The 24,902-nt window shown below is 65.0% G+C and carries 21 protein-coding genes, 1 tRNA gene and 3 pseudogenes; 14 read left to right on the forward strand and 11 right to left on the reverse strand.

Going from position 1 to position 24,902, the window contains the following annotated elements; translation table 11 throughout:
* Window positions 1-171: 171 nt before the first annotated feature.
* The 4 genes and pseudogenes from ACETMP_RS23505 to ACETMP_RS23520 form a co-directional block, all read right to left on the reverse strand.
* Window positions 172-765, reverse strand: coding sequence for a c-type cytochrome (locus ACETMP_RS23505; RefSeq protein WP_375158065.1), 594 nt, complete (start codon window positions 763-765; stop codon window positions 172-174).
* 185 nt (window positions 766-950) lie between these two features.
* A pseudogene (locus tag ACETMP_RS23510) lies at window positions 951-2,232 on the reverse strand (PQQ-dependent sugar dehydrogenase).
* 379 nt (window positions 2,233-2,611) lie between these two features.
* Window positions 2,612-3,598: an NAD-dependent epimerase/dehydratase family protein gene (locus tag ACETMP_RS23515; protein WP_375158066.1), complete on the reverse strand. Its 987-nt coding sequence runs from the start codon at window positions 3,596-3,598 to the stop codon at window positions 2,612-2,614.
* Between the two features lie 76 nt (window positions 3,599-3,674).
* Window positions 3,675-3,749: transfer RNA gene (locus tag ACETMP_RS23520), tRNA-Gly, on the reverse strand.
* A gap of 274 nt (window positions 3,750-4,023) precedes the next feature.
* On the opposite strand from ACETMP_RS23520, the gene trxA reads away from it, so the two are divergent.
* Both trxA and ACETMP_RS23530 read left to right on the forward strand, forming a co-directional pair.
* Complete coding sequence (gene trxA, locus ACETMP_RS23525; RefSeq protein WP_375158067.1) at window positions 4,024-4,947, forward strand: thioredoxin; 924 nt, start codon at window positions 4,024-4,026, stop codon at window positions 4,945-4,947.
* A 105-nt stretch (window positions 4,948-5,052) separates the two neighbouring features.
* On the forward strand, window positions 5,053-5,730 hold the full coding sequence (locus ACETMP_RS23530) for an LON peptidase substrate-binding domain-containing protein (protein WP_375158068.1): 678 nt from the start codon (window positions 5,053-5,055) through the stop codon (window positions 5,728-5,730).
* A gap of 31 nt (window positions 5,731-5,761) precedes the next feature.
* Here ACETMP_RS23530 and ACETMP_RS23535 read toward each other — a convergent pair whose 3' ends face one another.
* Window positions 5,762-8,212 carry an EAL domain-containing protein gene (locus ACETMP_RS23535; RefSeq protein WP_375161969.1) on the reverse strand — a complete coding sequence of 817 codons (2,451 nt, stop codon included), beginning with the start codon at window positions 8,210-8,212 and terminating at the stop codon, window positions 5,762-5,764.
* On the opposite strand from ACETMP_RS23535, the gene ACETMP_RS23540 reads away from it, so the two are divergent.
* Entirely contained in the window at window positions 8,156-8,317 is a 162-nt protein-coding gene (locus ACETMP_RS23540) for a hypothetical protein (RefSeq protein ID WP_375162063.1), read from the forward strand. The two genes, ACETMP_RS23535 and ACETMP_RS23540, sit on opposite strands and share 57 nt — an antisense overlap.
* 126 nt (window positions 8,318-8,443) lie before the next feature.
* Here the strand turns inward: ACETMP_RS23540 and ACETMP_RS23545 are convergent, their stop codons facing one another.
* The 3 genes from ACETMP_RS23545 to ACETMP_RS23555 form a co-directional block, all read right to left on the reverse strand.
* The gene (locus ACETMP_RS23545; protein WP_375161970.1) at window positions 8,444-9,037 is read right to left on the reverse strand and encodes a cytochrome b/b6 domain-containing protein; all 594 of its coding nucleotides are present in this window, start codon (window positions 9,035-9,037) and stop codon (window positions 8,444-8,446) included.
* 84 nt (window positions 9,038-9,121) lie between these two features.
* Window positions 9,122-9,400, reverse strand: a complete 279-nt coding sequence (locus tag ACETMP_RS23550) for a PepSY domain-containing protein (RefSeq protein ID WP_028133416.1) — start codon at window positions 9,398-9,400, stop codon at window positions 9,122-9,124.
* A gap of 212 nt (window positions 9,401-9,612) precedes the next feature.
* Window positions 9,613-9,963: a hypothetical protein gene (locus tag ACETMP_RS23555; RefSeq protein ID WP_375158069.1), complete on the reverse strand. Its 351-nt coding sequence runs from the start codon at window positions 9,961-9,963 to the stop codon at window positions 9,613-9,615.
* 90 nt (window positions 9,964-10,053) lie between these two features.
* On the opposite strand from ACETMP_RS23555, the gene ACETMP_RS23560 reads away from it, so the two are divergent.
* Together ACETMP_RS23560 and ACETMP_RS23565 are read left to right on the forward strand one after the other, a co-directional pair.
* Window positions 10,054-10,584 (forward strand): TetR/AcrR family transcriptional regulator, encoded by a 531-nt coding sequence (locus ACETMP_RS23560; RefSeq protein ID WP_375158070.1) that lies wholly within the window; start codon window positions 10,054-10,056, stop codon window positions 10,582-10,584.
* A 60-nt stretch (window positions 10,585-10,644) separates the two neighbouring features.
* Entirely contained in the window at window positions 10,645-10,842 is a 198-nt protein-coding gene (locus ACETMP_RS23565) for a Trm112 family protein (RefSeq protein WP_375158071.1), read from the forward strand.
* A 69-nt stretch (window positions 10,843-10,911) separates the two neighbouring features.
* Here ACETMP_RS23565 and ACETMP_RS23570 read toward each other — a convergent pair.
* Window positions 10,912-12,133, reverse strand: a pseudogene (locus ACETMP_RS23570) (ubiquinone biosynthesis hydroxylase).
* A gap of 202 nt (window positions 12,134-12,335) precedes the next feature.
* Here ACETMP_RS23570 and tesB point away from each other — a divergent pair.
* Entirely contained in the window at window positions 12,336-13,199 is an 864-nt protein-coding gene (tesB, locus tag ACETMP_RS23575; protein WP_028133420.1) for an acyl-CoA thioesterase II, read from the forward strand.
* 40 nt (window positions 13,200-13,239) lie between these two features.
* Here the strand turns inward: tesB and ACETMP_RS23580 are convergent, their stop codons facing one another.
* Window positions 13,240-14,127 carry a DUF4339 domain-containing protein gene (locus ACETMP_RS23580; RefSeq protein ID WP_375158072.1) on the reverse strand — a complete coding sequence of 296 codons (888 nt, stop codon included), beginning with the start codon at window positions 14,125-14,127 and terminating at the stop codon, window positions 13,240-13,242.
* A gap of 246 nt (window positions 14,128-14,373) precedes the next feature.
* Here ACETMP_RS23580 and ACETMP_RS23585 point away from each other — a divergent pair, with 246 nt between their 5' ends.
* From ACETMP_RS23585 to xth, 8 genes are all read left to right on the forward strand, one after another.
* On the forward strand, window positions 14,374-14,712 hold the full coding sequence (locus tag ACETMP_RS23585; protein WP_027535359.1) for a P-II family nitrogen regulator: 339 nt from the start codon (window positions 14,374-14,376) through the stop codon (window positions 14,710-14,712).
* A gap of 131 nt (window positions 14,713-14,843) precedes the next feature.
* Window positions 14,844-16,145, forward strand: coding sequence for an ammonium transporter (locus tag ACETMP_RS23590; RefSeq protein ID WP_375158073.1), 1,302 nt, complete (start codon window positions 14,844-14,846; stop codon window positions 16,143-16,145).
* Window positions 16,146-16,454: 309 nt separating this feature from the next.
* Window positions 16,455-16,793 (forward strand): P-II family nitrogen regulator, encoded by a 339-nt coding sequence (locus tag ACETMP_RS23595; protein ID WP_008142813.1) that lies wholly within the window; start codon window positions 16,455-16,457, stop codon window positions 16,791-16,793.
* A 37-nt stretch (window positions 16,794-16,830) separates the two neighbouring features.
* Entirely contained in the window at window positions 16,831-18,279 is a 1,449-nt protein-coding gene (locus ACETMP_RS23600; RefSeq protein WP_375158074.1) for an ammonium transporter, read from the forward strand.
* A 417-nt stretch (window positions 18,280-18,696) separates the two neighbouring features.
* Window positions 18,697-19,911 (forward strand): aminotransferase class I/II-fold pyridoxal phosphate-dependent enzyme, encoded by a 1,215-nt coding sequence (locus ACETMP_RS23605; protein WP_375158075.1) that lies wholly within the window; start codon window positions 18,697-18,699, stop codon window positions 19,909-19,911.
* Window positions 19,912-19,919: 8 nt separating this feature from the next.
* Complete coding sequence (locus ACETMP_RS23610) at window positions 19,920-22,391, forward strand: DNA translocase FtsK (RefSeq protein ID WP_375158076.1); 2,472 nt, start codon at window positions 19,920-19,922, stop codon at window positions 22,389-22,391.
* Window positions 22,392-22,541: 150 nt separating this feature from the next.
* Window positions 22,542-23,303, forward strand: coding sequence for an outer membrane lipoprotein carrier protein LolA (locus ACETMP_RS23615; RefSeq protein ID WP_375161971.1), 762 nt, complete (start codon window positions 22,542-22,544; stop codon window positions 23,301-23,303).
* Between the two features lie 210 nt (window positions 23,304-23,513).
* Complete coding sequence (xth, locus tag ACETMP_RS23620) at window positions 23,514-24,329, forward strand: exodeoxyribonuclease III (protein WP_028133427.1); 816 nt, start codon at window positions 23,514-23,516, stop codon at window positions 24,327-24,329.
* A 108-nt stretch (window positions 24,330-24,437) separates the two neighbouring features.
* Here xth and ACETMP_RS23625 read toward each other — a convergent pair.
* Window positions 24,438-24,882 (reverse strand): annotated as a pseudogene (locus tag ACETMP_RS23625) (cyclic nucleotide-binding domain-containing protein).
* Window positions 24,883-24,902 lie beyond the last annotated feature (20 nt).

Consider the following 24,902-nt stretch of genomic DNA (forward strand, 5'->3'; position numbering starts at 1 on the left):
GGACAAGCGAAGCGCAGATCCGGGACCCATAGCCACAGGAAGTGGTTATGACGCGAGCTGGTAACTCCGAGTCTTCGCCAAACTTGATTCTGTGGTTATGGGTTCCGGATCGGCGCGCGCTTTGGGCGCGCTTGTCCGGGACGACGAGGAGTCGCGCGGCTACATCCCGCGCTACTTCAAATGCGCGAGATAGTGCGAGACCGCAGTGATCTCCTCGTCGCTCATGCGATAGGCGACATCGACCATCGCAGCGACGCCGTTGCCGATGCGCTGGCCGGCCTTGTAGTCGTGCAGCGCCTTGACCAGATATTCCTCGCGCTGGCCGGCGAGCCGCGCCACCGCCTTGGTGCCGGCATAGCTGTCCGTGTGGCACGAGGCGCAGCGGCGGCCCGCGGCAACCTGCGCGCCCTTTTTCGAGAGGTCCGGATCTGCGTCGTCCGGTCCCTTCGGCGGCGTCAATTGCGAGAAATAGGCGCCGAAATTCCGGATGTCTTCGTTGGTGATTTCCTCGGCGATCGGTTTCATCTGCTCGTTCTTGCGCGCGCCGGCGCGGAAGAACACCAGCTGCCACTGGATGAACTGATCGGGCTGCCCGGCGAGCGAGGGAACGTTCTCGGTTTGCGAAATGCCGTTCTCGCCATGACAGCCGGCGCAGGCGGAGGCCTTCTCCTTGATCGCGGAATTATCGGCAGCACCCGCCGGAACGGCTCCGAGCGCCAGGAGCGCAAGCGCGCTGATTGCGTGCGAGATGAATGGCCGGCGCATGAGGGAATTCCGATCTGATCAAGTGCGTCGCTTCCGGAGCGTGCGGAGCGCCCTGGATCTATAACCACGGCTCGGGGCCATGGGTTCCGGACTTGCGTTGGCGAGCAATCCGGAACGACGGCATGAGCTTGAAGCAAACGAGGCTGCGGCCCCTTCCGGCACAGCAGCCTCGTGTCGTATGCGCGCTACTTCTTGCTGTAGCTGATGCGATAGATCGCGCCGGCCCAGTCGTCGGCGACGAGGATCGAGCCGTCCTTGGCAAGGATGATGTCGTTGGGTCGGCCGAGATAGCCCTGGTCGCCCTCGAGGCCAGCCGGAGGCGAAGATCTCCCGCTTCGGGTTCTTGCCATCCGGCCCGACGATCACGCGCACGATGCGCGCGCCCTGGTACTTGTGCCGATTCCAGGAGCCGTGCTCGGCGATCAGGATGTTGTTCTTGTACTCGGCGGGGAATTGGTCGCCGGTATAGAACTTCATGCCGAGCGGAGCGACATGGGCGCCGAGATTCAGCACGGGCGGCGTGAACTCGGAGCACTTGTGGCCCATCGCGAACTTGTCGTCCGGCAGATTGCCCTGGTGGCAATAGGGATAGCCGAAATGCTCGCCGATCCGGTTGATCATGTTCAGCTTGTCCGAGGGCAGGTCATCGCTGATCCAGTCGCGGGCATTCTCGGTGAACCAGAGCTTGCCGGTGCGCGGATCGACGTCGCCGCCGACCGAGTTGCGCACGCCGAGCGCCCAGATCTCGGCGTTCCCGGTCTTGGGATCGACGCGCCGGATCTGCGACACGCTGGTCGGCGGGATGCCGATGTTGAAGGGCGGCCCGAACGGCAGGAAGAACCAGCCTTCCTTGTCGACCGCGATGTACTTCCAGCCGTGCGCGGCATAGGACGGCATGTCGTCATAGACGACCTTGCCGTCGCCGGGATTGTCGAGCTTGTTCTCGATGTCGTCGTAGCGGATCAGCTTGTCGACCGCGATGACGTAGAGCGCGCCGTCCCTGACGGCGAGCCCGGTGGGCATGTTCAGCCCCTTGAGGATGGTCTTGACCTCCTTCTTCCCGCCATTGTCCTTGATGGCATAAACGTTGCCGAGGCCGAACGAGCCGACGAACAGGGTGCCCTTGTTACCCCAGGCCATCTGCCGCGCCGCCAGCACGCCCGAGGCGTAGACCTCGATCTTGAAGCCCTGCGGCAGCTTGATCTTCTTGACGATGTTGGCGAGCTCGGCGTCGGAAGCTCCGGTCGGCGGCCCCGAGGGCGGGGCGAGGCCCTTCTGCGCCTCGGTCTCATCGCCCAAGAACCAGTCATCCGGCGGATGGGTCCAGAACTCCTTGGTGCCGGATTCGTATTTCTTCAGCGCCCGGTTCTTGTCCTGCTGCTGCGCATAGCCGGCGCTGGTCCCTGCAAGAAGAGCAGCCGCTGCAAGCGCCAGAACGGATTGAAAGACGGATCGGTGGAAACTCATCGCGTCACTCCCCTAAGGCAGCCGTCAGGGCTGCGCATTTATTTTCTTTTGCTAGTCGAGAGGCGAAGTTTTGGGTCGGTCGGAACGACAGACGCAAAAAAGGTTAGCACATCTGCGAGCGCTGAGAAGCGCGGCGCATTCACCGCGGTTGCGCCGCGCAAAAATTGAGACGGAATGTCAACGAGGCCAAGCCTGCGGCGAGGGCGCTCTCGCTGCAACGCGGAATCAAAACGGCGCGCCTCATCTGCGGAGCAGCGACGAGGGCCGGACAACACAAAACGCGAAAACAACCCCATGCACAGTAGAACGCCGCAAGCCGCGCCGCTCGGGTGAGCCCGGCAGGCACTTGACTCGTCGAGCAAAATATCGATCGCGGCGCTCAACCGGCGACGGGGTAGGGTCCATCGTCGAACACCGTGTCATGATAGCCTTTGGCCCCGATCTCGCGCGCCAGCGCACTGCGAAAATCGCGCCCCTCGCGCAGGCTGCGCAGCACATGCGCGAAATCGAATTCGGGCCGCCAGCCCAGCTCGCGCCGCGCCCGTTCGTTGACATAGACGCGGTCGATCTCGGGGAAGAGGCTCCAGCCGCGCGCCGCAAAGAGCTCGGCGCAATCCGGATAGAGCTCGCGCACGACCCCGGCGGCATCGCGCGCAAGCGCCGCGAGATGACGTTGCTCGAACGGGCTGGTCGCCGAAATGATGTAGCGGGCGAAACCGATGTTGGGCGCACGCTCGACGGCGAGCAGATGGGCGCTCGACGCGTCGGCGATGTCCAGCCGGCGATAGAGCAGCTCGTTGGCCTGCGCGTTGTCCAGTGTGTAAGCCGACCGCATCGCGGGATCGTCGTCGTCCTCCGGAAAGAAGCGCGAGGTCCGCAGCACCACGACCGGCAGGGCGCGCTCGCGGAAGAACAGCTCGCACAGCGTCTCCGCCATCAGCTTGGTGGTGCCGTAGATATTTTTCGGAACGGGCGGCAGGTCCTCGGTGACCCACACCGCCGCCTGTCCCGCCTCCGGCCGAAGCTGCGAGCCGAACGCGCTGGTGGTGCTGGTGAAGACGAAACTCTTCACGCCGGCCGCCGCGGCCGCCTCGAGCAGATTGAGCGTGCCCGATACGTTGGTGTCGACAAAATCCTGCTTGCTGTGGGTCGCCACATGCGGCTTGTGCAGCGTCGCGGTGTGGATCACCGCCGCGACGCCGTCCATCTGGCGCCGCACGAAGCCGGGATCGACGATCGAGCCCACCGCGTCAGTGAAAGGCGAGGGCTTCAGATCGATCCCGCGCACGGGCGACCCGCGCCCACGCAGGGTGCGGATAACGGCTTCACCGAGATGGCCGGCACTGCCGGTGACCAAGATTGTCATTGCAAACCCAAGGCAGTCGCCGGCGGCGTGGAGAACCACGTTTCCGTCCGGATCAGCTGGATGCTCTGGGACAATTTGGAGCGGGCGAAGGGGCTCGAACCCTCGACCCCGACCTTGGCAAGGTCGTGCTCTACCACTGAGCTACACCCGCATCCTGTGTCGGTCGCGTGACGCGCCGGCAACGGCTGTCGTATGCCAAAAGCGGGAGGGGAATGCAACAGCTACCGGCGGCCTAGATGCGCAATCCGGGGCCAATATCGACCCCTCATGCGGCCAAACAGCCCGAAAACGCTCCGGAACCGCCGAATCGGCCGCGATGGATTGAAATTCGGCCCATTCGGCCCAATCTAGGAGCCGACAGCGCAGCAGAGGAAGCGGCGGCATGCTAAAGAGCCGCCATTCCGGACATCAGACAAGGGGATCCCGTGACGATCATCGACCAGGGTAACGGAGCCGCAAACCCGGCCGCCGCCGATCTGATCAAGGACACCACCACCCAGACCTTCGTGAAGGACGTCATCGAGGAATCGAAGCGCCAGCCGGTGCTGATCGATTTCTGGGCGGAGTGGTGCGGCCCCTGCAAGCAGCTCACGCCCGTGCTGGAAAAGGCCGTCAGGGCGGCCAAGGGCAAGGTCAAGCTGGTCAAGATGAACATCGACCAGCACCCGGCGATCCCCGGCCAGATGGGCATCCAGTCGATTCCGGCCGTGATCGCCTTCGTCAACGGCCAGCCGGCCGACGGCTTCATGGGCGCGGTGCCCGAGAGCCAGCTCAATGCCTTCATCGAAAAGCTGACCAAGGGCGTCGTCGCGCCGGGCGAGGTCAACGTCGCCGAGATCGTGCAGGAGGCCGAGGCGGTGCTCGCCGAGGGCGACGCCGCTGCCGCAGCGCAGATCTATGCCGAGGCGCTCCAGCATGATTCGACCAATATCGCGGCGCTGGCCGGCCTTGCGAAGTGCTACGCCGTCTCCGGCGCGATGGAGCAGGCCAAGCAGACGCTGGCCATGGTGCCGGAATCCAAGCGCAACGACCCCGCGGTGAAGGCCGTGCAGACCACGATCGATCTTGCCGAGCAGGCGCAGTCGCTCGGACCGGTCGCGGAGCTGGAACAGAAAGTCGCCGCAAACCCGCTGGATCATCAGGCCCGATTCGACCTGGCGACCGCGCTCAACGCCAAAGGCGACCGCACTGCTGCCACCGCGCAGCTGCTCGAGATCGTCAAGCGCGACCGCAAGTGGAACGATGACGGTGCCCGCAAGCAGCTGGTCCAGTTCTTCGAGGCCTGGGGCGGCACGGATGATGCAACCGTTGAGGGGCGCAAGCGCTTGTCGACGATCCTGTTTTCGTAAGGCCCTGTTTTGAGCATGTTCTGTTCGGAAAACCGCTGCACACTTTGCGCCGACGCGGTCCTCCGGATCCGGATGCTGCGCTAGCAAGGCCAGGGGACCGGGCAGATGCCGATCAATATCGAATATCGCGGCCCCGCCGACCTCCCGGAGATCATTCCGGTGTTTCCGCTGCCGGGTGCGCTGCTGCTGCCGCGCGGCCAGATGCCGCTCAACATCTTCGAGCCACGCTACCTTGCGATGGTCGACGATTCCTTCCGCGACGGCCATCGCCTGATCGGCATGATCCAGCCCGATGTCGCGCACTCGCCGAAGGATTCCGACAAGCCGACGCTGTTCCGGGTCGGCTGCGTCGGCCGCATCACCCAGCTCGCCGAATCCGGCGACGGCCGCTACATCCTCGAGCTCACCGGCGTCTCGCGCTTCAAGGTGGTCGAGGAGCTCGACGTGCTCACCGCCTACCGGCAGTGCAGGGTGGATTTCTTCGCCTTCGCCAACGACTTCACCGCGCGCATGGGCGAGGAGGAGGTCGATCGCGAGGCGCTGCTGGCCGTGCTGGCCGACTTCCTGAAAGCCAACAATCTCAAGGTCGACTGGGAGGGCGTCGAAAGCGCGCCCAACGAAGCGCTCGTCAACGCGCTGGCGATGATGTCGCCCTATGGCCCCGCCGAGAAGCAGGCCATGCTGGAGGCGCCCGATCTGAAGACCCGCGCCGAGATCCTGATCGCCGTCACCGAGATGGACCTCGCCAAGAAGCGCACCAGCGGCGATCCGCCGCTGCAGTGACGGATGGCGTTCAGCCTGACCGCATCGCGCTTCAGGCTGCGTGGATGGCCGCTTCGGCCTTGCGCTGCGCCGGTGGCGCGATCCTGGAGGCCTGCAGGGGCCGGCTGAAATAATAGCCCTGCGCCTCGACACAACCCTCCTCACGCAGGATGGCCAGCTGCTCCGCGGTTTCGACGCCTTCGGCCGTGGATGTCTTGCCGAGGCTGGTGGCGAACCGGACCACTGCGCGAGCGATCCGATGAGACTCTTCCGTCGCGCTGGCCAGCTCGCTGACGAAGCTGCGATCGATCTTCACCTTGTCGAACGGGAACTTCTGCAGGAAGCTCAACGACGAATAGCCGGTGCCGAAATCGTCCAGCGCAATCCGCACGCCGATCTTGCCCAATTGGCCGAGCGCGGCAAATACAGCCCCGCTGTCGTGCATGATGACGGTTTCGGTGACCTCGAGCTCGAGCCTGTTTGAAGCAATTCCCGAATTTGCCAATGCGCCGACAATCGAGGAGACCAGCTCCTTGCCTCTGAATTGCGCGGGAGACAGGTTTATCGCGATCTTCAGATCGGAAGGCCACCTGGCTGCCTCGGCGCAGGCGGTCCTCAGGACCCATTCGCCGATGGGCAGGATCAGGCCGGTTTCCTCCGCGAGCGGAATGAACTCGCCCGGCAAGACCAGACCACGCTCGGGGTGATGCCACCGCAACAACGCCTCATAGCCGCAGATTCGTCCGTTCTCCACGCCCACGAACGGCTGGTAGTGGAGCTCGAATTCGCCCCGCGCCAGCGCCGTCCGCAGATCCTTTTCCAGGTTGCGGCGGACGTGCATGCGCTGATCGAGCTCCGGCTCGAAGAAACGGAACGCGCCGCGTCCGCCGCCCTTCGCCGCGTAGAGGGCGAGATCGGCGCTCTTGAGGATCGTGTCGGAATCGGCCCCGTCCCGGGGCGCGATGGCGATCCCGATGCTGGTGCCCACGATGACCTGGTGATCGCCGAGATCAAACGGCTCGCAGAGCGCGGTTTTGATCGTCTCGGCCAAAGCCGCCGCGTCCCTGGCCGGGCTTGTCACGTAGTCGACGACGGCGAATTCGTCGCCGCCCAGTCGAGCGATGAACGTCGTCTCCCTGCCGCAATCCTGCAAGCGGGCCGCCACTGAACGCAGCAGCGCGTCGCCTGCCGGATGTCCGAGCGTGTCGTTGATCTCCTTGAAGCGATCGAGATCGAGCATCAGGACCGCCAAATGGAGATTGCCGTCACGCGTGTCGGCCAGAGCACGCTCCAAGCGCGCTCTGAGCAGGACGCGGTTCGGCAGCTCCGTCAGGGCGTCGTGTTGCGCCATATAGGTGATCTTGGCTTCGGACCGGCGCTGCTCGGTGACGTCGAGATGCGTGGCCACCCAGCCGCCGCCGGCCATCGGCTGCCGCGTCACGCAGATCAGCCGGCCGTCAGCGAACGCGTCGATCCGGCTTGAAACCGCATGGACCGGCAATGCATCGAGCTTGGCGATCTGGCGTTCGGCGGCCAGATCGCTGGCATCGCCTTCGAGTACGCGGTTCATGATGCGATGTCGGATGATGTCGCGGTGCGCAGTCCCCGCGCGCAACAGCTCCGGCGGCAGCCGGTATAGTCTGGCGTAGCGTTCGTTGCATATGACGAGCCGCTTCTCGGCATCGAACATGCAAAGGCCCTCGACCATGTGGTTGATGGCCGTGTCGAGCCTCAGCGTCTGCTCCTGCAATTCCTGCTGGGAATCTTCGAGCTGCTGACGGGCGACCGAAAGCTGGCTGATGATCTCCTCGAACCTGACGGTTCTGCTTGCCAGGCGACGATCGGCCAGCACGCCGATCAGGCTCATGCCCAGCACGGACAGCGCGACACCGGCGATCGCAAGCGCGAGAACGGCCGGAGACAGCGACAGGGCGCTCGTCGCGCGCGTTGGATCCGGCGTGATATGCACCGCACCCATCGCCGTGAAGTGATGCGATATGATGGCAAGCGTCAGTAGGAGGGCCGCCGCGAGCGTGCCCTGGTAGTTCCGGTACTTGATCGCGACAGCCAGGGCGGCATAGCCGAAGCACATGCCGAGAACGATCGAGACGAGCACGAGATCCAGCGACCACGCGACGCGGCCCGGCACTTCAAGCGCCCACATTCCGAGATAATGCATGCTGGCAATGCCGCCGCCGATGATGATGCCGCCCGTCCCCGGGCGCCACCGGCCGGAATCGCCGGCCGCAACGCCAAAGCCGACCGACGTCAGCAACATTGCGGTGGCCAGCGAAACCGCCGTCAGCACGATGCCGTAGCCGGTCGCAACGCCCGGCTCGTAGGCGAGCATGGCGACGAAATGCGTTGCCCAGATGCCGTAGCCGATGGCGGCGCCGGCAATCGCGATCCAGATCAGGCGCGTTCTTGCGCGCGCCGCGATCGCGCGATGGAAAATACTGACCGCGACGATGCTGGCGACGAAGCAGACCAGACCAGCGAGCACGACGAGCCGAAGATCATGCTCGACGGTAAGACAAGACAAGACGCGAAACATCCGGGCCGCTCCCTCGGCAACATCGCCGATTTAGAAACGGGCCAATCGCGTTAATTTTGTGCCGTGACTGATTGGATGCTTATCGACGCATTAAGCTCATCGACGCAATTTGAGCTTTGCCGACCATCGGCGCGCGACGGCGCCGCGCCGGAAAGCGCCACAGAACGATCGGAGGCACTTCTAAGGACGATTGCGAATGTGCTTGCGGCCGGTGAGCATCGCGCGGGTCAGATTCTCGCGCTGGAGAATCCCCATCAGCAGCACGCCGACCACATGCAGCACGACCAGGACGATGACCGCGTCCGACGAATAATGGTGGGTGTCCTCGACCCACCAGACGCCGAAGAACGTGACGGTGACCGACATCGCCCCGGTGATCGCCGAAACGGCGAGCGAGACCAGCAGCGCCACCAGCATCGCCGTGCCGGCGGGATTGAGCCCGATATAGCGGCCGGTGATGCCGCGGCGCAGATTCCAGAGATAGCTTGGCGCGGCCCGGAGCCTGGCCCTGATCATGCGGAAACGCGAATAGCGGCTTCCCCAAAAGCCCCAGACGAGCCGGAAGACGAGGAGCCCGAGCACCGCATAGCCGACGAAGCGGTGAAGCCGATCATAGACGGTCGGCGTGAACCACGCGGCCAGAACGCAGGCCGCGAAGCTCCAGTGCCAGAGGCGCAGCGGCAGGTCCCAGACCAAAACCGTGCGCGAAGCGGTTCGATCCGCGGGGGCCCTGTCGGTCGCTGCGCGCGCTTCCGGGATCGCTTCCTCAATCAAGCGAAGACCATCCTCGAGCCCTGCCTTGGGCAGATCAATCCGCGCGGCCTCCTTCACGGCCTGCTTGACCATTCGCTTGGCTGTTTACTTGGCGATTGTGTGCTTCAGGCTGAGGTCTTCGGGGCTGTAGAACAGCTCGTAGAGCTTGCCTTCCTTGACGCCGTAGACCTCATAGCATGAGCCTTCGATCTTGGAGCGCCGCACCTCGTAACCCAGGGCCTTGGCCTTGGCTTCGGCTTCGCTAGCCGGCTTCCACGACGCCTTGTCGAGCTTTGTGCAGTTCTTGAAACCGTCGGCCATGGCCGCCGACCCCATGCCCATCCCGATCGTCAGTGCGATGGCAACAACACGAATGACCTTCACGAACATCTTCTCCTCTGCCGTGCGCGCTACGCGAGCCGCGTCCGAAGGAAGCAAAGGGAGAAATGAAGTCAATCGGCATGCGCCTCGATCGCTTTAGATAACTTCTAATCGCTCGTCTTAGATCGGTTCTAATCTAAGCGAGGCGCGCATGCTGTCCGGACGCAGCGCGGATTCGAGCCGCGGCCTGGCGCCTCGCGGTCCTGATGCGGCCACTAGTAGCCGGCGACGGCGAGCGCGACGACGAAGCTCATGCCAACCCAGCCGAAATGCCGACCGCGCGTTGCAAAGGCGTTGGCCAAGGCCGCAAAGCCGAACACGACCACGAAGGTGGCGACGATCCAGTGCCGGGCCGGGCTCGACTCCATCCCGGGCGCGGCGAGCAGCAGCACGCCGCCGCCGATCCACGCCACGGTGCCAGCCTGCCACACCAGCCGGATCAGCATGCGCAGCCGCGGCGGCTCGATGCGGGCGCGCGCAAACACCTTGGTCTCACCGAGCATGCCGTGGATCAGCGCGATCACGATCGCCGCGAAGCCGGAACATTGCAGGAGCAGGTCGCGCATGGGATATCTCCATACAGTGATGTATGGTTATGCACCCGCTTGCTTCAAGCTGTCAATACACTAGTGTATGGTGAACCTGGAAAACCCGACATGACCGAGCAGCTCTGCGCCGACGACTGGATCAAGGAAGGCCTCAGGGCGCTCGCCGGAAGCGGCTTCACCGCGCTCAAGGCCGATCCGCTGGCAAGGGCCATGGGGGTGTCGCGCGGCAGCTTCTATTGGCATTTCGCCGATCTCGGTGCGTTCCAGGCCGCCGTGCTGAAGCGCTGGCGCGAGATCGCGGCGGAGCAGATCATCGCCGACGTCGAGGCCGCCGGCGACGAGCCGCTGCAGGCGCTGCTGCGCCGCTCGTTCGGCGCGCGGCTCGATCTCGAACGCGCCGTGCGCAACTGGGCCGCCTTCGACGCAGCGGCGCAAGCAGCCGTGCGCGCAATCGACCGCCGCAGGCTCGATTACATCGAGCAGCTGCTGGCGAAGCGTGGGCTCGAGGCGGCGACGGCGCAGGCCCGCGCCCAGATCCTCTACTGGACGTTTCTCGGCTTTGCCCTGTCGGGCGCGCCGGTGCCGGCAGCCCGGTTCCAGGCCCTGCTCGACGAGGTCTTCACGATGGTCACGGCTTGAGCCCCGCGATGGGCGGGCGCGAAATTCTGTGCTAGAGGCAGCCGATCGCCGGAGACCCCAATGAACGCGTCCACCGAACGTCCCGAAGCCAGCGTCGATCCCAAATTGCTGGAGATTCTCGTCTGCCCACTGACCAAGGGCCCGCTGGAGTTCGATGCTGCAAGGCAGGAGCTGATCTCGCGCAGCGCCAAGCTCGCCTATCCGATTCGCGACGGCATCCCGATCATGCTGCCGGAAGAGGCGCGCAAGATCGATTGAGGGGTGGCGAGTAGGGAGTGGCGAATAGCGAATGGACATCACTCGCTATTCGCCACTCACCATTCGCCCTTACAACGCCTCGCCCTTCAGCAGCCGCGGCACCTCGCCCGTGAGTCCGGCGGCCTGGCGGATGAACAGGTTCTTCAGCGGCGGGGCGCGGTCGACGAGGCCGAGGCCGATGTCGCGGACCGTGCGCAACAGCGTCGACTGGTTCGAGAACAGGAAGTTCAGCGAGTTGGTGGCAACGCCCATCGCCATGGTGTCGAAGCGGCGCCAGCGCTGGTAGCGCTCGAGCACGTCGGCCGCGCCGATATCCATGCCGAGCCGCGCGGCATCGACGACGACCTCGGCCAGCGCCGCGACATCCTTCAGCCCCATGTTGAGACCCTGGCCCGCAATGGGGTGGATGACATGGGCGGCGTCGCCGACCAGCGCGAGGCGGGTGGCGATGAAGGAGCGCGCCACGAAATAGGACAGCGGGAAGGCGCGCGGCTTGTCGAGCGCCTTCACCTCGCCGAGATGCAGGCCGAAGCGCTGCTCGAGGCTCGGCGTGAAATTCCTCGTCACCGAGCGCCACGATGCGCGCGGCCTCCGCTCGGCGCTCGGTCCACACCAGCGAGGAGCGCTTGCCCGAGAGCGGCAGGATCGCGAACGGACCTGCCGGCAGGAAGTGCTCCTCGGCGCGGCCCTCGTGATCGCGCTCGTGGCCGACGGTGACGACGATGCCGGCCTGGTCATACTCCCAGCCATGGGTTGGAATGCCGGCGCGCTCGCGCAGTTTCGACCGCGCGCCGTCCGCAGCGACCAGCAGGCTGGCGGCAATCACGCTGCCGTCGCCGAGCGTCACGTCGATGCCTTCGGGACGCGCGTCGTAGGAGGCGACGGTCGTGGCACGAAGATCGATGCCCTCGGCTTCCGCACGCGCCGTCAGCGCGTCGATCAGGCGGCGGTTCTCGACCATATGCGCGAAGGGCTCGCCCGGCGCGACGTCGCCGGCGAAGTTGAGGAACACCGGACGGGTGGCGTCCTCCAGCTTGGAATCGGTGACGACCATGTCGAGGATCGGTTGCGCCTCGCTCTTGACCTCGTCCCAGGCGCCGATCGCCTCGAACAGGCGGCGGCAGGCGGCCACGATCGCCGTGGCGCGGGGATCACGGCTCGGCCGGGTGCCGAGCGCGGGATCGGCGACGATGACGGGAATCTCGGGTCCGAGCCCCTGGCGCAGCGCCAGGGCCAGCGCGAGCCCTGCAAATGCGCCGCCACCAATGACAATGCTACCCTGTACCGACATACCAAGCTTCCCGGCCAATTCTCGGCCTTGCTAGCAGACTTGAGCTGGGCGAAACAGTGCGGTGAAACGAGGGCGGCGAGCCCTTCGTTCCGTCATTCCGGGAGCGCAAATGCGCGAACCCGGAAATCCAGAGGTTTTCAGCTCGAGATTCCGAGTTCGCATTGCGTGCGCCCCGGAATGACGACAAGGCGAAAGCACCATCATGTCCAAAAGCCTGATCGACCTGATTTCGATCCTCGATCTCGAGCAGCTCGAGGTGAACCTGTTCCGCGGCAACAGCCCGAAGACCAGCTGGCAGCGCGTGTTCGGCGGTCAGGTGATCGGGCAGGCGATGGTGGCGGCCTGCCGCACCGTCGAGGGGCGCCTGCCGCATTCGCTGCATTGCTATTTCATCCTGCCGGGCGATCCGCAGATTCCGATCATCTACCAGGTCGAACGCCTGCGCGACGGCAAGAGCTACTCGACCCGCCGCGTCACCGCGATCCAGCACGGCAACGCGATCTTCTCGATCATGGTGTCGTTCCATGCCGAGGAGGAAAGCGCCTTCGACCACCAGGACAAGATGCCTGACGTGCCGCCGCCGGAGAAGCTCACGGCGGAGGAGGTGGCGAAGCAGCCGATGTTCAAGGAAATGCCGGAGTTCATCCGCCGCTACTACGAATCCGATCGGCCGATCGAGCTGCGTCCGGTCGAGCTTGGCCGCTATTTCGGCCAGAAGATCGACGACGGCCGCATCCATGTCTGGATCAAGACTGCGGCGACGCTGCCTGACGATCCGGCGCTGCACATGTGTGCGCTCGCCTACGCCTCCGACTTCTCGCTGCTGGATGCGATCATGGCGCGCTATGGCCGCACGCTGTTCGACAAGCGCATGATGCCGGCGAGCCTCGACCACGCCATGTGGTTTCACCGCCCGTTCCGCGCCGACGAATGGCTGCTTTACGCGCAGGATTCGCCGAGCGCGCGCGGCGGCCGCGGCCTGACCCGCGGCTCCATCTTCAAGCCCGACGGCACGTTGGTCGCTTCGGTCGCGCAGGAAGGCTCCGTGCGCGAACGCAAGGGATGATCACCTCGAACGCGAGCTCTCGCGTTCGAGGCTTTCTGGATCATGCACCGAGGGAGCCGCGCGGCGCGAGCACGGTCTGCGAGGCAAACCAGTTCATGATCCAGCGATACACCCACGGAATCGGGATGATCAGGCTGCACAGGATCGCAGCGACGATCCCGCGCCAGAGGATGTCGAGACCAGAGCCAGTGAACACGATCTCGCGCCGCGTGCCTTCGATGCTGCGGCAGAACCAGCGCATCTGCGCTGCGGCGACCCAGGCCCAGCCGATGATGGTGATGATCGAAATCGCGAACAGCAGATTCCAGCCGATATAGGCCCAGACCGAGCCGGTGAAGCTTAGGCCCAGCGGCTGCCCGTTGGAGGCGAGGTTCGCGATCATCCATTTGATCAGCAGCCAGTAGAGCACGATCTGCACGACGAACAGCAGGTTGCTCAGGATCTCGCTGCCGACGAAGCCGAGGGCGATCGCCAGACCGATGAAGCCGAAGAACCAGGGCACCAGCGTCATCGCGTTGCCGGTGAAGCTGAGATTGGGTCGTCCCGGGACCTTGATGCAGGGCACGATCCAGTTCGTGTACCAGACGAACAGCCACGGCACCGGGATGATGAAGCACGAGCCGATCACCAGCACCAGCGTGCGCCAGGTGAACTCGAGGATGCCGAAATCGACGGCCAGCGATCCACCGCTTCCGCCGGCATAGCCACCGGCGCCCGTCATCGGCGGGCCGCCCGCCGGCATCATCGGCGGCGCGCCGCCACCCCCGACCAGGCCGGGAATTTCGGCGGCCTTCTGCCAGCCGGCCATGCCCTCGGTCCACACCAGCGTGTCCGGGCGCACCACCCCCTGGGCGACGAGATCGCGGAATTGCCCTTCCGGAAAGGGCCCCTGCTGCTTGCCCTCGGATGCGTAGAACCAACTCGCCATGAAGCGTCCCCTCAAAATACTTATGTGCCGCCTGGCAGGCCCGGGTTCACCGCATCCATGCCAAAAATGCATTGTGAAGGATGAACACTTGCCCTGTACAGAGGCGGCCATTCACATGACCGGACTTGGCCAAACGTTTTTCCGCTTCAATCTGCAAGTTTTTTGTGCCATTTGCCCGGAAAGATGCCAGATTGACGCAGCGCCGGGGACATACGGCGCGGCGCACCCCGGGGAATAGGCCTGACCATGAAACTCGTCGTCGCGATCATCAAACCCTTCAAGCTCGACGAGGTCCGCCAGGCCCTGACGGCGATCGGCGTCCACGGCATGACCGTGACCGAGGTGAAGGGCTATGGCCGCCAGAAGGGCCACACTGAGATTTATCGCGGCGCCGAATATGTCGTGAACTTCCTGCCCAAGCTGCGCATCGAGATCGCGGTCGCCTCCGACATCGCCGACAAGGCCGTGGGTGTGATCACCGCCTCCGCGCGCACGGGGCAGATCGGCGACGGCAAGATCTTCGTGACACCGATCGACCACGCGCTGCGCATCCGCACCGGCGAAACCGACAGCGACGCGCTCTAGGATCTTTTGTCTTGAGGCGTCTTCTTCGCGCGAACCGGGAGCCACGCGCGAAGCCGCTCTGATATTCTTCATCGATCGCACCGGGCAACGACGCCAGATGTGCGACGCCAATTGATGCCGGGGGGAACGATATGGCGGGATTGTTGCGCCGCGCAGCTGCAATGGCTGCGCCGATCGGAATTGTGCTGCTCATGGCCGTGCCGGCACAGGCCGCGGCAAGCGAGATCAGCGCCGCCGACACCGCCTGGATGACCGTCGCGACCGCGCTGGTGCTGATGATGACGATCCCGGGCCTCGCGCTGTTCTATGCCGGCATGGTGCGCAAGAAGAACGTGCTCGCCACCATGGCGCAGAGCCTCGCCGCGGTCGCGCTGATCTCCATTCTCTGGGTCGCGTTCGGCTATTCGCTGTGCTTCGTCGGCGATGGCCCGTGGATCGGCACGCTCGACCGCTGGTTTCTCGCCGGCATGACCATGGACAGCGTCAATCCGGCGGCGAAGACCATCCCGGAAGCGCTGTTCATGCTGTACCAGATGACCTTTGCCATCATCACGGTGGCGCTGGTCGCGGGCTCGGTCGCCGATCGGATGCGGTTCTCCGCCTATCTGCTGTTCTCCGTCGCCTGGTTCATCTTCGTCTACATTCCGCTGGCGCATTGGGTGTGGGGCGGCGGCTTCCTCAGCAGCATGGGCGTGCTCGACTTCGCCGGCGGCCTCGTGGTGCACTTGTCGGCCGGCACCGGCGGCCTCGTTGCAGCGAAGGTGATGGGACGCCGCCATGGCTATGGCAGCGAAAATCTCTCGCCGTTCGATCTCTCGCTTGCGGTGATGGGCACCGGCCTGTTGTGGGTCGGCTGGTTCGGCTTCAACGGCGGCTCGGCGGGCGCGGCCAATTCACGCGCGGTGATGGCGATCATCGCAACGCACCTCGCCGCCTGCGCCGGCGCGTTGACCTGGGGCGCGATCGAATGGTCGACGCGGCGCAAGCCCTCCGTGCTCGGTATGATCTCCGGCGCGGTGGCCGGGCTCGGCACCATCACGCCGGCCTCCGGATTCGTGGCGCCCTGGCACGGCATCGTCATCGGCATCAATGCCGGCGCGATCTGCTATTGGGCCTGCACCTGGCTGAAGCACCGCTTCAACTATGACGATTCCCTCGACGTGTTCGGCGTCCACGGCATCGGCGGCCTGACCGGAACCCTGCTCGCCGGCGTGTTCGCGACCAGCGCCATCGGCGGCACCGCCGGCTTGTTCGAGGGCCATCCGCAGCAGCTTCTGATCCAGTTCTATGGGATCGCCGTCACCTTCGTCTGGTCGGCAGGCGTGAGTTTCATCCTGCTCAAGCTGGTCAGCCTGTTCGTGCCTCTGCGCGTATCCCGTGAGCAGGAACTCGAGGGGCTGGATATTTCGCAGCACGGCGAAGCCCTGCAATAGGCGCCGACGCTACAAAATTACCTTTCTGCTGCCCGACACATGAGCAACATTGTGTCGGCAGCCTGTCGTGCTCGCCTTTTGAGCAGGCGTGACCACGTTTTGGGCGCGACGGAATAGCGCACCGCACTGCAATACCCGTCAAACGCGAAAACCCCCGTTTTCATAGTCCGTTAGGCAACACGTCCGATCTGGCACGGCATTTGATTCTAGGGGTCCTGGCTGTGCCCGCGTAGTGAACTTCTCCCTCGTGGCGAACCAGTCGAGAACGCCCGGCCATGTCCGGACCGGGCCCAAGCGGGGATAGGACCCATGAAAATTGTTATGGCGATCATTAAGCCATTCAAGCTGGAAGAAGTCCGTGACGCCCTGACCGCCATCGGCGTTCATGGTCTCACGGTGACGGAAGTCAAGGGATATGGCCGCCAGAAGGGCCATACGGAAATCTATCGCGGCGCCGAATATGCCGTGAGCTTCCTGCCCAAGATCAAGATCGAAGTCGCTGTCGCCTCCGACCAGGTCGACAAGACCATCGACGCCATCACGTCCGCGGCGAAAACCGGACAGATCGGCGACGGCAAGATCTTCGTCATCAACCTCGACCACGCGGTGCGCATCCGCACCGGCGAGGCCGATGCCGCGGCCCTCTGATTTCGCGCTCAACCTTATCCAAGCAGGAGTGAATATTATGACGTTCAAGCGTCCCTATGGCGCGGGATTGGCGGCTCTCGCAGTCGGCCTGTTCGCTGCGACCGCAGCCTACGCCGAGCCAACAATCAACAAGGGAGACAACGCCTGGATGATGACATCGACAGTGCTGGTGCTGTTGATGACGATCCCCGGCCTCGCCCTGTTCTACGGCGGTCTCGTCCGCTCCAAGAACATGCTCTCCGTCCTGATGCAGGTGTTCTACACCGTCTGCGTCGTCACCGTGATCTGGGCCGTTTACGGCTACAGCCTGACCTTCACCGGCGGCTCGGACTTCATCGGCGGCTTCTCCAAGGCCTTCATGATGGGCGTCACCACCGACACCAAGGCCGCGACCTTCTCGGTCGACGCCAACATCTCGGAGCTCATCTATGTCTGCTTCCAGATGACCTTCGCGGCGATTACGCCCGCCCTCATCGTCGGCGCGTTCGCCGAGCGCATGAAGTTCGCGGCGATCGCGCTGTTCGTCCCGCTCTGGGTCACGCTGGTGTATTTCCCGATCGCGCACATGGTCTGGTACTGGCAGGGTCCGGATCTGATCCAGGACGCGGCCAAGGCGCTCGCCGCGGCCACTGACGCGGCGGCCAAGACCGCGGCGCAGGCCAAGCTCGACGAGCTCAACGCCGACGCCGGCTGGATCTTCAAGATGGGCGCGATCGACTTCGCTGGCGGCACCGTGGTGCACATCAACGCCGGCATCGCAGGCCTCGTCGGCGCTCTCCTGATCGGCAAGCGCGTCGGTTACGGCAAGGAGCTGATGGCCCCGCACTCGCTGACCATGTCGATGATCGGCGCCTCGCTGCTCTGGGTCGGCTGGTTCGGCTTCAACGCCGGCTCCAACCTGGAAGCCAGCGGCGGCGCTGCCCTCGCCATGACCAACTCCTTCGTCGCCACCGCAGCCGCCGCGCTGTCGTGGATGTTCGCGGAGTGGATCATCAAGGGTCACCCCTCGGTGCTCGGCGTCATCTCCGGTGCCGTCGCGGGCCTCGTCGCCGTCACCCCTGCCGCCGGCTTCTCCGGTGTCATGGGCGCGATCGTCCTCGGCCTGGTCGTCGGCGTGGTCTGCCTGTTCTTCTGCACCGTCGTGAAGAACGCGCTCGGCTATGACGACAGCCTCGACGTGTTCGGCGTGCACTGCATCGGCGGCATCGTCGGCGCCATCGGCACCGGCATTCTCGTCAACCCCGCCCTCGGCGGCGCCGGCATTGTCGACTACACCGCGATCCCGCCCAAGGTCGCCGATTACGACTTCGCCGTGCAGATGCTGGCCCAGATCAAGGCCGTCGTCACCACGCTGGTGTGGTCGGGCGTCGGCTCGGCGATCCTCTACAAGGTCGTCGATGTGATCGTCGGTCTGCGCACCAATGTCGAAAGCGAGCGTGAAGGTCTCGACATCACCGAGCACACCGAGCGCGCCTACAACATGTAACTCCTCCCGGGCGCGGCTCCTTCGGGGATCGCGCCCAGACCTACGGTTCGGGCACATACCCGGCAATGCCCTGACCGTTGAGGGGCTCCAGCGCAAGCTGGAGCCCCTTTCTTTGGTCGGGGGCGCCGAAGAAAAGGATTGCCATTCCGGGGCGTTGAGAACGCGAAGCTCGATAAGCCCGGCCATGACGTTGGCGGAATATCCGCGTCGACGTGATCGGGCACCGCGCGGGGCGAGAAGGGGGCGGTCAAGCGCCACGCATCCCGTTGTTATCCGGCCTCAATATTCCTGCTCTGGACGGAGACGGCGGCCGATGGTTAATCGCGTCTTAACCTCGCCCTATCTATGGTGAACTGAACCGCTTCCCGCCGGCGCCGTGGTGCGCGACCGGCCGTTCCAAGAGTACTGGCGCCCAGAATGGTCATGACCGCTTCATCCCGCGCGCCGCAGGCCGGTGGAAGCACCAGCAACGAACGCTCGCCCTTCGTCCGGCTGAACGAGCTGCTGGCGCCGCATCAGCCCGGCAAGCCCTTGATTTCCCTCGCGGTCGGCGAACCGCAGCACCCCGTGCCGGATTTCGTCGGTCCGGTGCTGGCCAAGCATATCGCCGATTTCGGCCGCTACCCGATGAACCAGGGCACCGAGCCGTTCCGCCAGGCCGCAAGCACCTGGCTGTCGGCGCGCTTCAAGCTGCCGCGGCCGCTCGACCCCAAAGCCGAGATTCTCGTCCTCAATGGCAGCCGCGAGGGACTATTCCTCGCCGCGATCGCAGCGGCGCGCTATGTCGGCCCGCGCCCCGGCAAGCCCGCCATCCTGATGCCGAACCCGTTCTACCCGGTCTATGGCGCCGGCGCCCTGGCTGCAGCCTGCGAGCCGGTCTATCTGCCGACCACGATCGACAACGGCTTCCTGCCCGATCTCGACGCCATCGACGAGGCGACCCTGGCACGCACCGTGGCATTCTATCTGGCCTCGCCGGCCAATCCGCAGGGCTCGGTCGCCTCGCGCGAGTACTTCACGCGGTTGAAGCGCCTTGCCGACCGCTACGGCTTCATGATCCTCAGCGACGAGTGCTACTCGGAGATCTATACCCGCGAAGCACCGGGCAGCGCGCTCGAATGTGCCGGCCCCGATTTCACCCGCGTGGCCGCGTTCCAGTCGTTGTCGAAGCGCTCGAACCTGCCGGGCCTGCGCGTCGGCTTCGCCGCCGGCGACAAGACTTTCATCGGCATGTTCCTGGAGCTGCGCAACATCGCCGCGCCGCAGGTGCCGGTGCCGCTCCAGCATGTCGCGACGTTCGCCTACGGCGACGAAGCACATGTCGAGGAGAACCGCAGGCTCTACCGGATCAAGTTCGATCTCGCCGACCAGATCATCGGCAACCGTTACGGCTATCGCCGCCCCGATGCCGGCTTCTGCGTCTGGCTCAATACGTCCGCGATCGGCGACGACGTGGCCGTGACGCTCAAGCTTTTCCGGGAAGCCGGCGTGCGCGTGGTGCCCGGCAGCTTCCTGGCGCGGCAGCAGCCTGACGGATTCAATCCCGGCGCAGGCTACATTCGCCTCGCACTGGTGCAGGACAGCGAGACCACGGCGCAGGCGCTGCATCGCCTGGTCGAGACTCTGGGTTAGGCGGGCCCATGAGCATGTCGGCAATCGAACGCGTCATTCCACTGGTCGGCCATCTGCCGCCATCGATCCGCGAGGGTCTGGCGCGGCGCATGCGCGAGCTCACCGGCCTCGGTCTGATCGGGCTGGCTGGCCTCGCCTCGGCCGCGCTGATGACCTGGTCGGTGCAGGATCCCAGCCTCAGCCACGCCACCTCGCGGCCGATCCGCAACATCCTCGGCTATGCCGGCGCGATCGGCGCCGATCTTGCGATGCAGATTCTCGGGCTCGGCGCCATCATGCTGGTGCTGACCGTCGCAGTCTGGGGCTGGCGCATGATGACGCATCGCCCGTTCGACCGCGAAGCGCTGCGGCTCGGCTCCTGGGTTCTCTGCGCGGTGCTCGCGGCGGGCTTCGTCAGCTGCTGGCCACATGGCGGCGCATGGCCGCTGCCGACCGGCCTCGGCGGCGTGGTCGGCGACGCCCTGGTGCGCGCGCCCGCCGTCATCTTCGGGCCTGCCGGCATGATCTACCGCATCGTGCTCGGCACGATCCTGTTCGCCGCGATGGCCGCGACCTTCCTGATCGCCTGCGGTCTTGGTGCCCGTGAGCACGACGCGGAGCACAGCGAGATCGAGGACGACGACAAGCCGCTCGACGAAGACGAGGAGGGCGATCGCGGCTCGGTATCGCTGGGCTGGCTGTTCCATGCGCTGATGAGCACCAAGGCGCGGCTGATCTGGCTGTGTGGTGCCGCCTACCGCTCGCTGGTCTCGAGCGCACCGAAGACCAAGGCCGTGGCGTTCAGCCGCCAGGAGCCGAATCTCGGCGGCGGCCGTGCCGCGCCCCCGATCTCGCCGCAATCCGAGGACGAGGACTACGAGGATCAGCACGAGGACGAGGAAGAAGAGGAGGAGGAGCCCGTCGCGCGCGCCCCGCGCAAGAAGGCTGCGCCGAAGGCTCCTGCCAAGAAATCCTCCGACAAGTTCGATCTTCCCTCCGTCTCGATGCTGGCCGCGCCGAAGGCCGGCGATCGCCAGCCGCTCAGCAAGGCCGAGCTTGAGACCAATTCGCGTTCGCTCGAAGGCGTGCTGCAGGATTTCGGCGTGCGCGGCGAGATCGTCAAAGCCAATCCGGGCCCCGTCGTCACGCTGTACGAGCTGGAGCCCGCGCCCGGCATCAAATCGTCGCGCGTGATCGGGCTTGCCGACGACATCGCGCGCTCGATGAGCGCGCTGTCGGCGCGCGTCGCCGTCGTGCCAGGCCGCAACGCCATCGGCATCGAATTGCCGAACGCGCATCGCGAGAAGGTCTATTTGCGCGAGCTGCTGGTCGCGAAGGAGGCCGCCGATACGGTTGCCAAGCTGCCGCTCTGCCTCGGCAAGACCATCGGCGGCGATCCCGTCATCATCGACCTCGCGCGCACGCCGCACATGCTGATCGCCGGCACCACCGGCTCGGGCAAGTCGGTCGCCATCAACACCATGATCCTCAGCCTGGTCTACCGGCTGCGCCCGGACCAGTGCCGGCTGATCATGGTCGATCCGAAGATGCTCGAGCTCTCCGTCTATGACGGCATTCCCCATCTGCTCACGCCCGTCGTGACCGACCCGAAGAAGGCGGTGGTCGCGCTGAAATGGGCCGTGCGCGAGATGGAAGAGCGCTACAAGAACATGGCCAAGCTCGGTGTGCGCAACATCGACGGCTACAACACGCGCCTGCTCGAGCTGAAGGCCAAGGGCGAGGAGCCGACGCGCACGGTGCATACCGGCTTCGACAAGGAGACCGGCAAGGCGATCTACGAGGAGGAGAAGCTCTCGCTCGACCCGCTGCCCTACATCGTGATCATCGTCGACGAAATGGCGGACCTGATGATGGTCGCCGGCAAGGACATCGAAGGCGCGGTGCAGCGCCTGGCGCAGATGGCGCGCGCGGCCGGCCTGCACGTGATCCTGGCGACGCAGCGTCCGTCGGTCGACGTCATCACCGGCACCATCAAGGCGAACTTCCCGACCCGCATCGCCTTCCAGGTGACGTCCAAGATCGACAGCCGCACGATCCTGGGCGAGATGGGCGCCGAGCAGCTGCTCGGCCAGGGCGACATGCTCTACATGGCCGGCGGCGGCCGCATCAGCCGCGTGCACGGCCCCTTTGCGTCCGACGAGGAAGTCGAGAAGGTGGTGCGCCACCTCAAGACGCAGGGGCAACCGGAATATCTCGAGGCCGTCACCGCCGAAGAGCCGAGCGAGGACGAAGACGGCGGTGCCGTGTTCGACGCCAGCGGCATGGGCGCGGACGGCGGCGGCGATCTCTTCCAGCAGGCCGTTGCGATCGTCAAGCGCGACCGCAAGGCCTCGACCAGCTATATCCAGCGCCGCCTGCAGATCGGCTACAACCGCGCCGCATCGCTGATGGAGCGCATGGAACTCGAAGGCATCGTCGGACCCGCCAACCACGCCGGCAAGCGCGAGATTCTGGTCGAGGAAGAAGACAGCCATATGTGAGGCAGCGGCCTCGAAACATCGTTTCACGCAAAATCGATATCTGCTTTTGCCCGAAATCACGCTAAAAGGCGCCTAGCCATACAGGACGACGCGTTGATCAGACATCCGGACATTCGATTCGCTGCCAATATCGCCGCGCGAAGTGCGCGCGTGGCCGGCGTGCTGCTCGTCGCTGCCGCGATGATGACCGCGACCTCGCTCGCGCAGTCCGTACCGGTGCCGAAGCCCGCGCCGAAGGGCCGTGATGGTGCCCAATCCGGAGGCGGTGGTCCCGCTGTCACCGGCGCGACGCAGACGCCACCCGTTCCGGTGATTCCGGATCCGCGCCGCAACGTGCCGAGCAGCATCTTCCAGACATTCGATGCCAACCAGAAGGCGCAGGCGGCCAAGGTCAGCGCTTATCTGTCGTCGCTGCAGACGCTGGTCGGTAACTTCGTCCAGGTCGGCCCCGACGGCAGCAAGACGCAGGGCGATTTCTACATTCAGAAGCCCGGCAAGGTGCGTTTCGAATATGATGCGCCGAGCCCGATCGACATCGTCGCCGACGGATCGTCCCTGGTGGTGCGCGATCGCAAGCTCGCGACGCAGGATGTCTATCCGCTGTCGCAGACGCCGCTGCGCTTCCTGTTGTCCGACCGCATCGACCTGATGAAGGACACCAACGTCGTCAACGTCTCCGCCGACGACGTCTTCGTCAGCGTCACCATCGAGGAGAAGCAGGCGCTGGTCGGCACCAGTCGCTTGCTGCTGATGTTCGGCGCCAAGGACGGCCAGCTCAAGCAGTGGACCGTCACCGACCCGCAGGGCTACGACACCACGATCGCGGTCTACAACCTGGATTCGAGCAAGAAGCTCGATCCCAGCATGTTCAAGATCGATTTCACCAATTACAGCACGCCGTCGCCGGGCTAGGTCGGACGCGTGTCCCGGACAAGCGCAGCGAAGCGGAGCGCAGAGCCGGGACCCAGTGTGCCGCAAGATGGGCCCCGGTTCAGCGGCGCATCACTGGCGTGCTGCGCCGCGCCCGGGGCACGAGAGACCTCGTCCGGCACAGCTAAAGACGGTGGGCAGCGCGCTTGCGCCTTTGCTCACCCTACGGGAGCTTGCTAAGACGCATCCCTCATGCGTCTTTCCCTGACAACCTGGAACATCAATTCGGTGCGGCTGCGCATCGATCTGGTCGCGAAGTTTCTCAAGAGCGCGCGGCCGGACGTGCTGTGCCTGCAGGAGACCAAGTGCATCGACGATGCCTTTCCGCTGAAGCGCTTCAAGCGGCTCGGCTATGAGCACGTCGCACTGAACGGGCAGAAGGGCTATCACGGCGTCGCCATCGTCTCGAAGATCCCGTTCGACTCGAAGGACATCCGCACCTTCTGCGACAAGGTGGATTCGCGCCATATCTCGGTGTCGTTCGGCGAGAAGGCCAATATCGCCAAGCCGCTGGTGCTGCATAATTTCTACGTGCCCGCCGGCGGCGACATCCCCGATCCCGCGCTGAACGAGAAGTTCGACCACAAGCTCCGCTTCCTCGACGAGATGAAGGCGTGCGAGCCGCTGCATCCGCGCGGGGAGGATCGCCACATCCTGGTTGGCGACCTCAACGTCGCCCCGCACGAGAACGACGTTTGGTCGCACAAGCAGCTTTTGAAGGTGGTCTCGCATACGCCGGTGGAAACCGAGAAGCTCAAGGCCGCGCTCGAAGCCGGCGAATGGGTCGACGTCGCGCGCGACCGCATTCCGATGTCGGAGAAAGTCTATACCTGGTGGAGCTACCGCTCGCCCGACTGGACCGTCGGCGACCGCGGCCGCAGGCTCGACCACATCTGGGTCTCGCGCGCGTTGAAGGACGCGGTCAGCGATTTCAAGATCCTGCGCGATGCGCGGAGCTGGGAGCGGCCGTCGGACCATGTGCCCGTGACGGTGACGCTGGAGGTTTGAGGTCCCGTAGCCCGGATGGAGCGCAGCGAAATCCGGGATTCTCGCCTGCGGAAAGACCGCCCCGGATTGCGCTTCGCTCCATCCGGGCTACGAAACGAAGGGACGACGTCAGCTCGTCAGCTTCGCACCTGCCATCAATATATCGCTGGCGATCTGGCTGGAGCGCACCGCGAATTCGTCGCGCAGGCGCACGGCGGCGGCGGGGTCGCTTTCCAGCACGCGCTGGAACAGGCTGCGGGCGACACGGATGACGGAGGAATGCTCCAGCGCGATCGCGCTCGACGGCCGCTTCATCGGCACCACCAGCGCGAGCTCGCCGATCAGCGCGCCGGGTCCGGCGATCATCTCGGCGCCGGCGCCGTCCTCGACCCGGAAGGCGCCGCGCTGGACCACGAAGCCGGCATCGGCGTCATCGCCGAGATTGAACAGGGTGTCGCCGCGGACGAAGTCGCGCTGCTCGGAGCCGATCGCCAGCATGCGCAACGAGGCGTCGCCCAACAGGCGCAGTGTCGGGACCCGCTCGAGGAAGCGCTACGTCGTCGTCGATCGACATTCAGATCCGAGGCTCAAGGG

The organism is Bradyrhizobium dasycarpum, assembly GCF_042019905.1.
In the GTDB taxonomy this organism is placed as follows: Bacteria; Pseudomonadota; Alphaproteobacteria; order Rhizobiales; family Xanthobacteraceae; genus Bradyrhizobium; species Bradyrhizobium japonicum_B.